We start from the raw sequence: 13,355 nt of genomic DNA, 5'->3' as shown, positions 1-13,355 counted from the left end.
GGAACGCCCATGACGAGCCGCACCCGCGCGAAGCCCCACGTCGGTGCTCCCCCTCCCCCGCCCGCGCCCCCAGCTCGTACCGCCCGCGCCGGCGCCGGCCGCTCGCCCGGTGGGCCGAGGCGCGGCAACGGGGCCGAGGTGGTCGCGGAGCGCACCTCGACACCTCCGCCGGGCTCGCACGCGCGCTTGCAGGCCCTCGGCCCCGAGGACCGCGAGGAGCTCGCCCAGCTGGTCGAGGTGCTGAAGGCGGCCAAGGCCGGCGACTTCTCGGTCCGGCTGCCCTACCGCCGCGACGGCCTGCTGAGCCAGGCCGGCGAGCTGCTGAACGATCTGATCGCGCTGAACGAGCACGCCGCCGACGAGCTGGTGCGCGTGGGCCGCGTGGTCGGGGAGGAGGGGCGCTCGACCGAGCGCGCCTCGGTGGGCCCGGCGCGCGGCGCCTGGGCGGCGAGCGTCGGCGCGGTGAACCAGCTCATCTCCGACCTGGTCGCGCCGACGAACGAGGTGGCCCGCGTGCTCACCGCGGTGGCGACCGGCGACCTGTCGCAGAAGGTCGCGCTCGACCTGGGCGGCCGGCCGGTGCGCGGCGAGTTCCTGCGGATCGCGACCAGCGTGAACGCGCTCGTGGACCAGCTGAGCGCGGTGTCCGCCGAGGTCCGGCGCGTCGTGCGCGAGGTCGGCAGCGAGGGCAAGCTGGGCGGCCAGGCCTCGCTGAAGGGGCTCACCGGCACGTGGAAGGACCTCACCGACGACGTGAACGGCCTCTCGGCCAACCTCACCGCGCAGCTCCGCAACATCGCCAAGGTCACGACCGCCGTCGCGAAGGGCGACCTGTCGCAGAAGATCACCGTGGACGCGCGCGGCGAGATCCTCGAGCTGCGCGACACCATCAACACCATGGTGGACCAGCTCTCCTCGTTCGCGGCCGAGGTGACCCGCGTCGCGAAGGAGGTCGGCAACGAGGGCAAGCTGGGCGGCCAGGCCGACGTGCGCGGCGTGTCCGGCACGTGGAAGGACCTCACCGACAACGTGAACGGGCTCGCCGCGAACCTCACCGCGCAGGTCCGCAACATCGCCAAGGTCACGACCGCCGTCGCGAACGGCGACCTGTCGCAGAAGATCACGGTGGACGCGAAGGGCGAGATCAACGAGCTGAAGAACACCATCAACACGATGGTGGACACGCTCCGGTCGTTCGCGGCCGAGGTGACCCGCGTCGCGAAGGAGGTCGGCACGGAGGGCAAGCTGGGCGGCCAGGCCGACGTGAAGGGCGTGGCCGGCACGTGGAAGGACCTCACCGACAACGTGAACGGGCTCGCCGCGAACCTGACGGTGCAGCTCCGCGACGTGTCGAAGGTCGCGACCGCCATCGCGCACGGCGACCTGACGCAGAAGATCACCGTCGACGTCCGCGGGGAGATCCTCCAGATCAAGGACGTCATCAACCGGATGGTGGACCAGCTCAACTCCTTCGCGGCCGAGGTGACCCGCGTCGCGAAGGAGGTCGGCACGGAGGGCAAGCTGGGCGGCCAGGCCAACGTGCGCGGCGTGTCGGGGACCTGGAAGACCTCACCGACAACGTCAACGCCATGGCCTCCAACCTGACGGTGCAGCTGCGCGACGTGTCGAAGGTCTCGACCGCCATCGCGAACGGCGACCTGACGCAGAAGATCACCGTGGACGTGAAGGGCGAGATCGCCCAGATCAAGGACGCCACCAACAAGATGGTGGACCAGCTCAACTCCTTCGCGGCCGAGGTGACGCGCGTCGCGCGCGAGGTGGGCACCGAGGGCAAGCTGGGCGGGCAGGCCAACGTCCGCGGCGTGTCGGGGACGTGGAAGGACCTCACCGACAACGTGAACGGCCTCGCGGCCAACCTCACCAACCAGGTGCGCAACATCGCGCTCGTCACCACCGCGGTCGCGAACGGCGACCTCTCGCAGAAGATCACCGTCGAGGCGCGCGGCGAGATCTACGAGCTGAAGAACACCATCAACGTGATGGTGGACCAGCTCCGCTCCTTCGCCGCCGAGGTGACCCGCGTCGCGAAGGAGGTCGGCACCGAGGGCAAGCTGGGCGGCCAGGCCTACGTGAAGGGCGTCTCCGGCACCTGGAAGGATCTCACCGAGAACGTGAACGGCCTCGCCGCGAACCTGACCAACCAGGTGCGCAACATCGCGCTCGTCACCACCGCGGTCGCGAACGGCGACCTCTCCCAGAAGATCACCGTCGAGGCGCGCGGCGAGATCTACGAGCTGAAGAACACCATCAACGTGATGGTGGACCAGCTCCGCTCCTTCGCCGCCGAGGTGACCCGCGTCGCGAAGGAGGTCGGCACCGAGGGCAAGCTGGGCGGCCAGGCCTACGTGAAGGGCGTCTCCGGCACCTGGAAGGACCTCACCGAGAACGTGAACGGCCTCGCGGCCAACCTCACCAACCAGGTGCGCAACATCGCCAAGGTCACCACCGCGGTGGCGCACGGCGACCTGACGCAGAAGATCACCGTCGAGGCCCGCGGCGAGATCCTCGAGCTGAAGAACACCATCAACGTGATGGTCGATCAGCTGAACTCCTTCGCGGCCGAGGTGACCCGCGTCGCGAAGGAGGTCGGCACCGACGGCAAGCTGGGCGGGCAGGCCGAGGTGAAGGGCGTCTCGGGCACCTGGAAGGACCTCACCGACAACGTGAACGCGCTCGCCGCGAACCTGACCAACCAGGTGCGCAACATCGCGCTCGTCACCACCGCGGTCGCGAACGGCGACCTCTCCCAGAAGATCACGGTGGACGCCAAGGGCGAGATCCTCGAGCTGAAGGACACCATCAACGTGATGGTCGATCAGCTGAACTCCTTCGCGGCCGAGGTGACCCGCGTCGCGAAGGAGGTCGGCACCGACGGCAAGCTGGGCGGGCAGGCCGACGTGCGCGGCGTGTCGGGCGTGTGGAAGGACCTCACCGACAGCGTGAACCTGATGGCGACCAACCTGACCACGCAGGTGCGCGGCATCATCCGGGTGGTGACCGCCATCGCGAACGGCGACCTCTCGCAGAAGTTCGTGCTCGAGGCCAAGGGCGAGGTGGCCGCGCTGGCCGAGACCATCAACGGCATGACCGACACGCTGCGCACCTTCGGCGACCAGGTGTCGAGCGTGGCGCGCGAGGTGGGCATCGAGGGCAAGCTGGGCGCGCAGGCGCACGTGCCGGGCGCGTCGGGCATCTGGAAGGACCTCACCGACAACGTGAACTTCATGGCCGCGAACCTGACCAAGCAGGTGCGCGGCATCGTGAAGGTCGTGACCGCCATCGCCAACGGCGACCTCTCCCAGAAGTTCATCCTGGAGGCGAAGGGCGAGGTGGCGGCGCTGGCCGAGACCATCAACGGCCTCACCGGCACGCTCGGCATCTTCGCCGACGAGGTGTCGAGCGTGGCCCGCGAGGTGGGCATCGAGGGCAAGCTGGGCGGGCAGGCCAAGGTGCCGGGCGTCTCCGGCATCTGGAAGAACCTCACCGACAACGTGAACCAGCTGGCCGGCTCGCTGTCCGCGCAGGTGCGCGCCATCGCCGAGGTGTCCACCGCGGTGACCAAGGGCGACCTCACCCGCAAGGTGGCGGTGCAGGCGCAGGGCGAGGTGGCCGCGCTGAAGGACAACATCAACCAGATGATCGAGGCGCTGCGCGACACCACCGACAAGAACACCGCGCAGGACTGGCTCAAGACGAACCTGGCCAACTTCTCCAACATGATGCAGGGCCAGCGGAACATCGTCTCGGTGGCGCAGGCCATCATCTCCGAGCTGACGCCGCTGGTGGACGCGCAGCACGGCGCCTTCTTCATGCTGGAGCAGCCGGAGGACGGCGTGCCGGACGAGCCGGTGCTGCGCCTCATCGGCAGCTACGGCTTCGGCGGGCGCCGCAGCCTCTCCAGCACCTACCGCATGAAGGAGACGCTCATCGGCCAGTGCGCCTTCGAGAAGAAGCGCATCATCGTGAGCGACGTGCCGGAGGGCTTCCTCTACATCGCCAGCGGCATGGGCGAGGCGCCGCCGCGCAACCTGCTGGTGCTGCCGGTGCTGTTCGAGGGCGAGATCAAGGCGGTCATCGAGCTCGCCTCCTTCCGCGAGTTCAGCCCGAACCACCTGGCCTTCCTCGACCAGCTCATGGAGAAGGTCGGCGTCATCCTCAACATGATCTCCTCCAGCATGCGCATGGAGGGGCTGCTGCTCGAGCTGAAGCGCTCCAACGCCGAGCTGGAGGCGCAGGCCGCCGAGCTGAACGAGAAGGCGCGCCTGCTCGAGCAGAAGAACTCCGAGGTGGAGCTGGCGAGCCGCAGCCTGGAGGAGAAGGCGGAGCAGCTCCAGCTCATCTCGCGCTACAAGTCCGAGTTCCTCGCCAACATGTCGCACGAGCTGCGCACGCCGCTGAACAGCCTGCTCATCCTGTCCAAGATGCTGGCGGAGAACCGCGACGGGAACCTCACCGTGGAGCAGGTGAAGTTCGCGAGCACCGTCTACACCTCCGGCCACGAGCTGCTCGGGCTCATCAACGAGATCCTCGACCTCTCCAAGATCGAGGCCGGCAAGATGCCCATCGAGCCGCGCGACACGCGCCTCGAGTCGGTGCGCGACGACCTGGAGCAGACCTTCCGCCACGTCGCCGAGCACAAGGGGCTCGGGTTCCAGGTGCGCATGGCGCCGGAGCTCCCGGAGCGGCTCCACACCGACCCCACCCGCCTCCTGCAGATCCTGAAGAACCTCATCTCGAACGCGTTCAAGTTCACCGAGCGCGGCGAGGTCGTCCTCGACGTGGGCCCGGCCGCCGGCGGCGCGCTCGCGTTCGCGGTGCGCGACACCGGCATCGGGATCGCGGCCGACAAGCAGAAGCTGATCTTCGAGGCGTTCCAGCAGGCGGACGGGACCACCAGCCGCAAGTACGGCGGCACCGGCCTCGGGCTCACCATCTCCCGCGAGATCGCGCGCCTGCTGGGCGGGTCGATCGAGGTGGAGAGCGCGCCCGGGCGCGGGAGCGTGTTCACGCTGGTGCTGCCGGCGCGCTGGGCCGGGGCGGAGACCGGCCACGACCCGGCCATGGCGCTCGCGGCGGAGCGGCCCGAGGACTACCCGGAGCTGCCGGCCGGCGTGGACTTCTCCGGCCGCACCGTCCTCCTCGCCGACGACGACATGCGCAACCTGTTCGCGATCCACAGCGTGCTCGAGACCGCGCACGTGAAGGTGATCCACGCGCAGAACGGGCGCGAGGCGCTGCAGGTGCTGGAGGCCTCGCCGCAGGTGGACCTGGTGCTGATGGACACGATGATGCCGGAGATGGACGGCCTCTCCGCCATCCGCGCCATCCGCGCGCAGCCGCGCTACCGCGCGCTCCCCATCGTGTCGCTCACCGCCAAGGCCATGAAGGGCGACCGCGACGACGCGCTCGCCGCCGGCGCCACCGACTACGTGGCGAAGCCGGTGGACCCTCAGCGGCTGCTCGCCGTGATCGGCCGCTGGCTGGGCGAGCCCGACGCGCGCATGGGCGGCGCGGTGAACGGCGCGGCGAACGGCGCCGCGCGGTAGGCCGGGCGGGCGCGCGGGCCCGGGCGGTTGCTTCGCTCGCCACGATCGGTAGAGTGGCGGGACCGTGATCCGCCCGATCCTCCACCGCGCACGCCGCGCGCCCGACACGGCCTGCCCGGCGCATCGCGCCGCGGCCCGCTCCGCGCGCTAGCGGGCGGCTCGCGGCGCGCTCCCCCATCCCAGCTCCGTCCCCGCGGCCCGGCCGCGCGCGGCCCCGTGCCGCGGCGCGGCCGCGCGCCGTCGTCCCGTCCCTCGCCTGGAAGGAGGTGCTTCCTTGAATCGTTCCCTCGGTCCCCACGGCACCGCGCTGCTCGTCGGCGCCGCCGGCGGCGTCGCGCGCGCCCTGCTCTCCGTGCTCGCCTCGACGCCGCTCGGCCGCGCGCTCGCCGCGCGCCTCGACGCGCTGCTGCTCGTGGACGCCCGGCCGCTCCCGCCCGGCCCGCTGCCGCCGGTCGCGCAGCCGCTCCCGCCCGCCGCGATCCGGAACGCCGACGACCTGGCGCGCCTGGTGCGCGACCACGGCGTGGACCAGGTGGTGGACCTGTCCTCGCTCGACACGATGGACGCCATCCGCGCCTGCGACGCCACCGGCGCGAGCTACCTCGACACCAGCCTCGAGCACTGGCCCGGACAGGCGCCCGGCGCCTGGGAGTCGCTCGTGCTGCGCGCGATGCCGCCGGCGCGCCCGGCGCTGCGGCGCGGGAGCTTCCTGGTGGGCAGCGGCATGAACCCGGGGGTGGTGAACGCGCTCGTGTTCGCGGGGATCGAGGCGTTCGCGCGCCGGGCCGGGGTCGCGCCCACGCCCGAGGAGCTGCGCCTGCACGCCGTGCTGTTCACCGAGGAGGACACCACCGTGGAGGCGATGGGCGCGCCGCCCCCGGGGGCGTTCCCCATGACCTGGAGCCCGCTGCACTGCCTGGAGGAGCTGCTCCTCGACGACGCGATCGCGGTCCGGCGCGGGGAGCTCGTCCGCCTCGGCCACCGGCCCTGCGACGCCTGGTACCGCGCCCGCTGCGGGGACCGGGTGGTGGAGGGGTTCGTGGTCCCGCACGAGGAGGTGCTCACGCTGGCGGAGCGCCTGCCCGGGCAGGAGCTGGCGTTCGTGTACCGGCTGCCGCCCGCCGCCCGCGCGGCGCTCGCCACCGCACCGCAGCGCGTCCGCCCGGCCGCCTGGCCGCTCCACCGGATGTACCCGCCGCACCGCACCGCGCTCCGCGGCCGCGACCGCGTGGGCGTGCTCCTCTGCAGCCTGCGCTTCGGCGAGCTCTGGATCGGCTACGACGTGGGCGCTGCCGCGGCCGGGCGGCTCGGCACCGGCGCCACCCAGCTCCAGGTCGCCGCCGGCGTGGCGGCGGGCTGGGCGCAGCTCGGGCGGCGCCGCGGGCTCCACTTCGTGGAGGACCTCGACTGGCGCGAGCACCTGGCGCGGGTGGACGCGCTGCTGGGCCGGGCCCTCGTGGTCCACGACCCGCACGCGCCGCCGCGGACGCTCGCGGAGCGGCGCGTGGGCGCGGCACCGGCCGAGGTGGCGGCGCTCCCCGCCTGAGGGCGCGAGGGGTGGGACCGGCGGCCGCGGCGCGCCTGCGGCCTCCGGCCCCGCCGCGTGCGGTTGACTTCCCGGCGCGCGTGGCCGACAACGGGATCGTCGTGATCGGAACCCTCGCCCAGCGCTCCTCCGCCCGCCTCGCGGCGTCACCGGCCCTCCCGCCGGCGGCGGCCGCGTGCGCCCCGGCGCCGGCCTGTCTTGGTTCCCGCGTCCTGGCGCGCCGCCCGTAGCGCCGCCGGGACGCATCCCCGCACCCTCAGCCCCGCACCACCCCAGCGTCCACCCGCGCCGGGGGCGCACGCGCATGCGCGCCGCCCGGAGAGAGGAGGCCGACCTCATGAAGCGCGTCACCATCCGGGATCTGCACTGGCTCATCGGGCCGCAGGAGCCCCCTTGCCTCTCCGTGTACCTCACGCTCGACGCCGAATGGCCGGGCGGGCCGGAGGACTGCCGCCGCCTGAACGCGCTGCTCGAGGAGGCGGGGCGGCGCCTCTCGGCGTCGCACCCGCGCGACGAGGTGAACGCGCTCCTGAAGCCGATGGTGCGCGCGCTCGAGCGCGGCTGGCCCCCGCGCGCCCGCGCGCTGGCGCTGCTGCGCTCGCACGAGGTCAACCTCGCGTTCGAGCTGCCGTTCGAGGTGCCGGCGCTGGCGATCGTGGCGGACGCGTTCCACACCAAGCCGCTCCTGCGCGACGCGGACCGCAGCCGCTTCTTCGTGCTGCGGCTCCTCGGCGGCGGCGGGGCCGAGCTGCTGGAGGGCACGCCCGAGGCGCTCGCCGAGGTGGAGCCGTCTCGCACGCCGCGCGCGCTGCGCGCCGCGCTCGCGGGGGAGGTGCGCGAGGGCGACGTGGCCGGCCGGCCGCTCCGGCTGGTGACCGGGGCCGGGCGCGAGGGGGAGGCGCGCCTGCGGCGCCGCTTCCGCGCGCTCGACGACGCGCTCTGCGCGTTCCTCGACGACCGCGGCACGCCGCTCGTGCTGGCCGGGGTGGCGGAGCACCACGCGCCGTTCCGCGCGGTGAGCGCCTACCCGCACCTGCTCGACGACGGGATCGAGGAGGAGGTGGCCGATCTCGAGGCGCTGCACGCCCGCGCGTGGAACGTGGTGCGCGCGCACCACGAGGAGGTGGAGCAGCTCGCCGCCTCGCAGTTCGTGAGCGCATCGCTCCGCGGCGAGGCGAGCGATCGCCTGGACGAGATCGCCGCGGCCGCCGCCGACGGGCGCGTGGGGCTGCTCCTCCACCGCGAGGGCGCCCACGTGCCGGGCCGGGTGGACCCGCGCAGCGGCGCCTGCGCGCTGGCGCCCGGGCGCGAGGCGCGGGCCGGCGCCGACGTCATCGACGCGCTCTGCGACCTCACGCTGCTGCGCGGCGGCGACGTGGTCGAGGTGCACCCGAGCCGCATGCCCAGCGACTCGCCCATCGCCGCGGTGTTCTGGAGCTGAGCCGATCGTTTCCACCCACCCCGAGCGGACGGGAGGTGCACATGTTCACGGAGCTGCGGCTCGAGCGGAGGCTCGCGCTGCTCGACCTCGAGGAGCGCAGGCTGGTCACCCGCGCGTCGCTGGGTGCGGCCGCCGCGGTGGCGCTCGCCCTCGCCGGCGTGGTGGGGGCGGCCCGGCTGGGCACGTCCGGCGCGACGGCCCTCGCGCAGGCGCTCGCCACCGCGCCGCTTCCCGTGGCCGTGGTGGTGGGCGCCTGGGCCTACGGCCAGCGCCGCCGCGCGGGCGACCTCCGCGAGCGCCGGGCCGAGGTGCGCACGGCGCTGGAGACCGCCCCGGACCACGAGCTGCTCGACGATCCGGGCGCGGCCGGGCGGGTCTCGCCGGCCGACCTCATCGCCATCGAGCGGCTGATGCGCACGTTCTACGACGCGGCCTCCGGCGCGCCCTCGGAGAAGCGGTGGGGCCGGTTCACCGCGCTGTTCGCCCCGGGCGCGCGCGTGGAGACCGGGCGCGGCGGGCCGTCCGACCCGGGCCTGCCGGTGGACCGCTACGTGGCGCTGGCGCGGCTGGAGGGGCGCGACGTGTGGCTCCGCGAGGTGGAGCGGACGCTGCACCTGCTCGGCGACGTCGGGGTTGCGGTGAGCGCGTTCGAGGCGCACGAGCCGGACGCGCCGGCGCCCGCGCGCGGGGTGAACGTGCTGCGGCTGCGCAGGGCGCGCGGCGCGTGGGAGGTGGAGGGGGTCACCTCGCGGCCGCTGGAGCGCGCCGTCACGCTCCGGCGCACGCTGGCGCCGTCCTCCGGCCCGCGGCCGCCGCCGCGCGCCGCCTGAGTCAGGTGACGCCCCACGGCGCGGAGAGCCCGTCGGTGGCCTCCAGCCAGTCCGCCACCCGGTCGGCGGCGCCGGCCACGTCGCCGTCGGTGACGTCCAGCTCGAGCCAGGGCAGCGACGACTCGCGCACCAGGCGGCGGAACAGGTCCTGCTCGCGCACGAACGCGTCGAGGTCGTCGTTGCGAGGGCTTGCCGGAGATCTTCAGCCGCTCGGCGCGGGCGGCAGCGAAGGTCTCCGGCCGGCGCATGCACAGCACGTGGCGGAAGCCGAGCACGCGCAGGCGCGGGTCGAGCCAGGAGAAGTCCGGGTCGCGGCGGCCGGCCTGGAGCTGGTACGCGCGGGTGGAGACGTGGAACCGGTCCACGATCCACGAGTAGTAGCGGTTGAGCTCGAACAGGCGGGCCCAGGTGGCGTACGTCTCCATCGCCTGGGCCTCCTCCTCCGGCGCGTAGTTGATGGGCCCGCGCCCCCAGGGCACGTCGGTGAACGCGCACCATTCCGCAGACACGAGCGGCGAGTGGTACCGGTACTTGCGCGGCCCCACGATGCGCGGGTGCTCGTTGAGCGCGAACGCGAGGTCGGTCTTGTGCGTGAGGCGGGTGCCCTCGAGGATGATCTTCGGCGTGAGCTTCGGGCCCATGCGGCCTCCTTTGCGGCGCCGAGGATAGCGCCGTCCTCGCCCGCGCCCTGCCGCCGCGTGGGGCGTCCGCCGCGCTCCCCCGGGCGCGGGGCGCCTCGCCCTGCCGGCGCGCCTGCGCCCTTTTCGACCGCAGGTGATCGCCGCGCGGCGCGCTAGAGTCTCGGCTCCGGCGCCCTGGCGCGCCCCCGGAGGCCGCATGACCCTGCCCCGCCGCCCCGCCGCGCTCCTCGCCGCCGCCCTCGCCGCGCTCGCCTGCGCGCACGCGCCCGCCGGCCCACCGGCCGCCGGCGCGCGCGCCGCCGCCGCCCCGGCGGCGCCCTGGTGGAAGGGCGCGGTCTTCTACGAGGTGTTCGTGCGCAGCTTCGCGGACTCCGACGGCGACGGGAAGGGCGACCTCCGCGGCCTCACCGCCCGGCTCGACTACCTGAACGACGGCGACCCGGCCACCCCCACCGACCTGGGCGTGGACGCGATCTGGCTCATGCCCGTGTTCGCCTCGCCGAGCTACCACGGCTACGACGTCACCGATTACCTGAAGGTCAACCCCGACTACGGCACCGAGGCCGACCTCGACCGGCTCGTCGCCGAGGCGCACCGGCGCGGCGTCCGCGTGATCCTCGACCTCGTCCTCAACCACACCTCCGACCAGCACCCCTGGTTCCGCGAGTCGGCGTCGTCGCGCACCTCGCCGCGCCGCGACTGGTACGTGTGGCGCCAGGACGATCCGGGCTGGACGCAGCCCTGGAACACGTCGCAGACCACCTGGTACCGCCGCGGCGGCGAGTGGTACTACGCGATCTTCTGGAGCGGGATGCCGGACCTGAACTACCGGAACCCGGCGGTGCGCGAGGAGGCGAAGCGGATCGCGGCGCACTGGCTGGCGAAGGGCGTGGACGGGTTCCGCCTCGACGCCATCCGCCACCTCATCGAGACCGGGCCGGGCGCGGGCCAGTCCGGCTCGCCGGAGAACCACGTCTTCCTGCGCGAGTTCGCCGCGGCGGTGCGGGCCGCGAAGCCGGACGCGGTGCTGGTGGGCGAGGTCTGGTCGGAGACCGACGACATCGCCCGGTACTACGGGGACGGCAAGGACGAGTTGCAGCTGCTGTTCGACTTCCCGCTCGCGAAGGCGATCGTGGAGGGCGTGGACGCGGGCGACGGCGGCTTCACCGCGCACGTGCTCCGCGAGATCGCCGCGGCCTACCCGCCCGGCGCGGTGGACGCGCCGTTCCTCACCAACCACGACCAGTTCCGGGTGGCGACGCAGCTCGCGAACGACGCCGGGAAGCTGCGGCTCGCGGCGGCCATCCTGCTCACGCTGCCGGGCGCGCCGTTCGTCTACTACGGCGAGGAGCTGGGGATGCAGAACGGGCCGGGCCGCGAGGACGAGTGGAAGCGGACGCCCATGCCCTGGGACCGGTCGGAGCACGGCGGCTTCACGACGGGTGACCCGTGGATGCCGCTCGCGCCGGGGCACGAGAGCGCCAACGTGGCCGCGGAGTCGGGCGACCCCGGGTCGCTGCTGTCGCGGTACCGGGCGCTGGTGCGGGCGCGGAAGGGCTCCGCGGCGCTCTCGCGCGGGGATGCGGCTCCGCTGTCCACCCCCGGCGCCGCGCTCGCGTACCTGCGGCGCGGCGAGGGGGAGACGGTGCTGGTGGTGCACAACATGGGCGCCGGGCCGCTCGAGCTCGGCGACCTGGAGGCGCCGGGGGCGGTTGCCGAGCCGGTGTTCGTGGACGCGGGCGCGGCGCTGGTGCGGGAGGCGGCCGGGTGGCGGGTGACGCTGCCGGCGCGCGGGAGCGGGGTGTGGAGGGTGCGGTAGGGGGGGCTGGCTCTGCGAGAGCGGCGGGCTTGGAAGAGGGGCTGGAGGTCGGGCAGCGGGCTTGCGGGGCGGGCCTCGCTGGCCGGGACCGGCGACGCGGAATCGGCTTGCGAGAAGCCGCAGGGGGAGGCGGGCTGACTTCCGCTCGCCGCCGCAGAGCTTCTCCGCTCATGGTGAGCTCCGTCGAACCATGAGCGGGATGCCGGGACCGCCGTCACGGTGAGTGACTGCTTGCAGCCCAACGGGCACGCCGTTCGTGCTTGACCTCGTTTCACGCTGAGGCGACCCGTGCGGCGCAGGTGGCTCTGGAAGACCCGCCTCGCGCGTCGGCGGCGGGCGTGGTTGGCGTGCGGGGCCTGGCGGCGGGTTCGCGAGGGTCGTGGCTTCTTCTCGCCCCTGACGGCGGATGCGGGCGTCGGGCGAGGGCCCGGAAACGCGTGCGAGAGTGTCCACATGGACACTGTGCGTGAACTCTCGGCTCGGCTCGCCACCCTCCTCCGCCGCGAGCGCTCGGCGCTGGCGGAGTTCCTGGTCGCGCTCGCCGGCTTCGACGCGCGGCGCGCGTGGGCAGACCTGGGGTACGCCTCTCTCTTCCACTACCTGCACCGCGAGCTTCGGCTCTCCAAGGGCTCGGCGCAGTACCGCAAGGTGGCGGCGGAGCTCATCCAGGCGGTCCCGGCCGTGGTCGAGCCGCTGCGGGACGGGCGGCTCTGCTTCACGACGGTCATCGATGTGGCGCGGGTGGTGAACCCCGTGAACTGGCAGGAGGTGCTGCCGAGGTTCTACGGGCTGTCCCGCCATGAGGCGGCGGAGGTGGTCGCGGCGCTGCAGCCGCATCCGGCGCCGCCGGTGCGGACGGTGCTCACGGCGGTCCCCCGGCCGCCGGCTGGTTCAACTGTTGAACTGACCATCCCTGCCGTGACGCCTGGTTCAACTGTTGAACTTGTGATCCCGCGGAGGACATCTGGTTCAACTGTTGAACCGGCCCCTGTGGCGCCCCCGTCTCGGATCGCGGAGCTCACGCCGCTCACGGCGACGCTTCAGCGGCTCCACGTCACGGTAAGTGAGCGTTTCGCCCGTAAGCTGGAGCGGCTCCGCGACCTCCGTCCGGACCTCTCGGACGACGCGCTCCTCGAGGCGGCGGTGGACCTGCTGCTGGCGAAGGCGGAGAAGCGAAAGAGCGGGCGCTCGGACCGGCCGCTGGCCGCGGCCCGGCCCTCTCGCGATCCGGACCGCATCCCGGCCCACGTCCGCCGCGAGGTCTGGCGACGGGACGGCGGGCGGTGCACCTTCCTCCTCCCCTCCGGCGAGCCGTGTGGCTCAACGCACCAGCTCGAGCTCGACCACGTCGTGCCGCGGGCCTGCGGCGGCGCCTCCACGGTCGAGAACCTCCGCATCCGCTGCAGGGGCCACAACCTCGAGGAGGCGCGGCGGGTGTTCGGTGACCAGCTGATGGACGCGTACGCGGGGAGACGCTGCGGCGGCTCGGCCTGAGGCGCCCGCCCGCCCGG

General features: G+C 73.6%; 7 protein-coding genes and 1 pseudogene. 7 read left to right on the top strand and 1 reads right to left on the bottom strand.

The features are described from left to right. Positions 1–9: 9 nt before the first annotated feature. From ACOQFB_RS22740 to ACOQFB_RS22725, 4 genes and pseudogenes are all read left to right on the top strand, one after another. Positions 10–5,567 (top strand): annotated as a pseudogene (locus ACOQFB_RS22740) (HAMP domain-containing protein). Between the two features lie 274 nt (positions 5,568–5,841). Next, the gene (locus ACOQFB_RS22735) at positions 5,842–7,113 is read left to right on the top strand and encodes a saccharopine dehydrogenase family protein (RefSeq protein ID WP_059437764.1); all 1,272 of its coding nucleotides are present in this window, start codon (positions 5,842–5,844) and stop codon (positions 7,111–7,113) included. A gap of 337 nt (positions 7,114–7,450) precedes the next feature. Continuing rightward, on the top strand, positions 7,451–8,554 hold the full coding sequence (locus ACOQFB_RS22730) for a baeRF3 domain-containing protein (RefSeq protein WP_059437763.1): 1,104 nt from the start codon (positions 7,451–7,453) through the stop codon (positions 8,552–8,554). Between the two features lie 41 nt (positions 8,555–8,595). Next, on the top strand, positions 8,596–9,384 hold the full coding sequence (locus ACOQFB_RS22725) for a hypothetical protein (RefSeq protein ID WP_059437762.1): 789 nt from the start codon (positions 8,596–8,598) through the stop codon (positions 9,382–9,384). Position 9,385: 1 nt separating this feature from the next. Here ACOQFB_RS22725 and ACOQFB_RS22720 read toward each other — a convergent pair whose 3' ends face one another. Further along, the gene (locus ACOQFB_RS22720; RefSeq protein WP_494492381.1) at positions 9,386–9,544 is read right to left on the bottom strand and encodes a hypothetical protein; all 159 of its coding nucleotides are present in this window, start codon (positions 9,542–9,544) and stop codon (positions 9,386–9,388) included. Positions 9,545–9,630: 86 nt separating this feature from the next. On the opposite strand from ACOQFB_RS22720, the gene ACOQFB_RS22715 reads away from it, so the two are divergent. From ACOQFB_RS22715 to ACOQFB_RS22705, 3 genes are all read left to right on the top strand, one after another. After that, a complete protein-coding gene (locus ACOQFB_RS22715; protein WP_494492380.1) occupies positions 9,631–9,762 on the top strand; it encodes a hypothetical protein in 132 nt (43 codons plus the stop codon). Between the two features lie 459 nt (positions 9,763–10,221). After that, entirely contained in the window at positions 10,222–11,844 is a 1,623-nt protein-coding gene (locus ACOQFB_RS22710) for an alpha-amylase family glycosyl hydrolase (protein ID WP_421610504.1), read from the top strand. A 453-nt stretch (positions 11,845–12,297) separates the two neighbouring features. After that, entirely contained in the window at positions 12,298–13,338 is a 1,041-nt protein-coding gene (locus ACOQFB_RS22705; RefSeq protein ID WP_421610503.1) for an HNH endonuclease, read from the top strand. Positions 13,339–13,355: the final 17 nt, after the last annotated feature.

This window comes from Anaeromyxobacter sp. Red801 (genome assembly GCF_049201065.2).
GTDB lineage: Bacteria > Myxococcota > Myxococcia > Myxococcales > Anaeromyxobacteraceae > Anaeromyxobacter.
The sequence above is the reverse complement of the archived record's forward strand: the minus strand, read 5'-3'. Positions and strand labels throughout refer to the sequence as shown.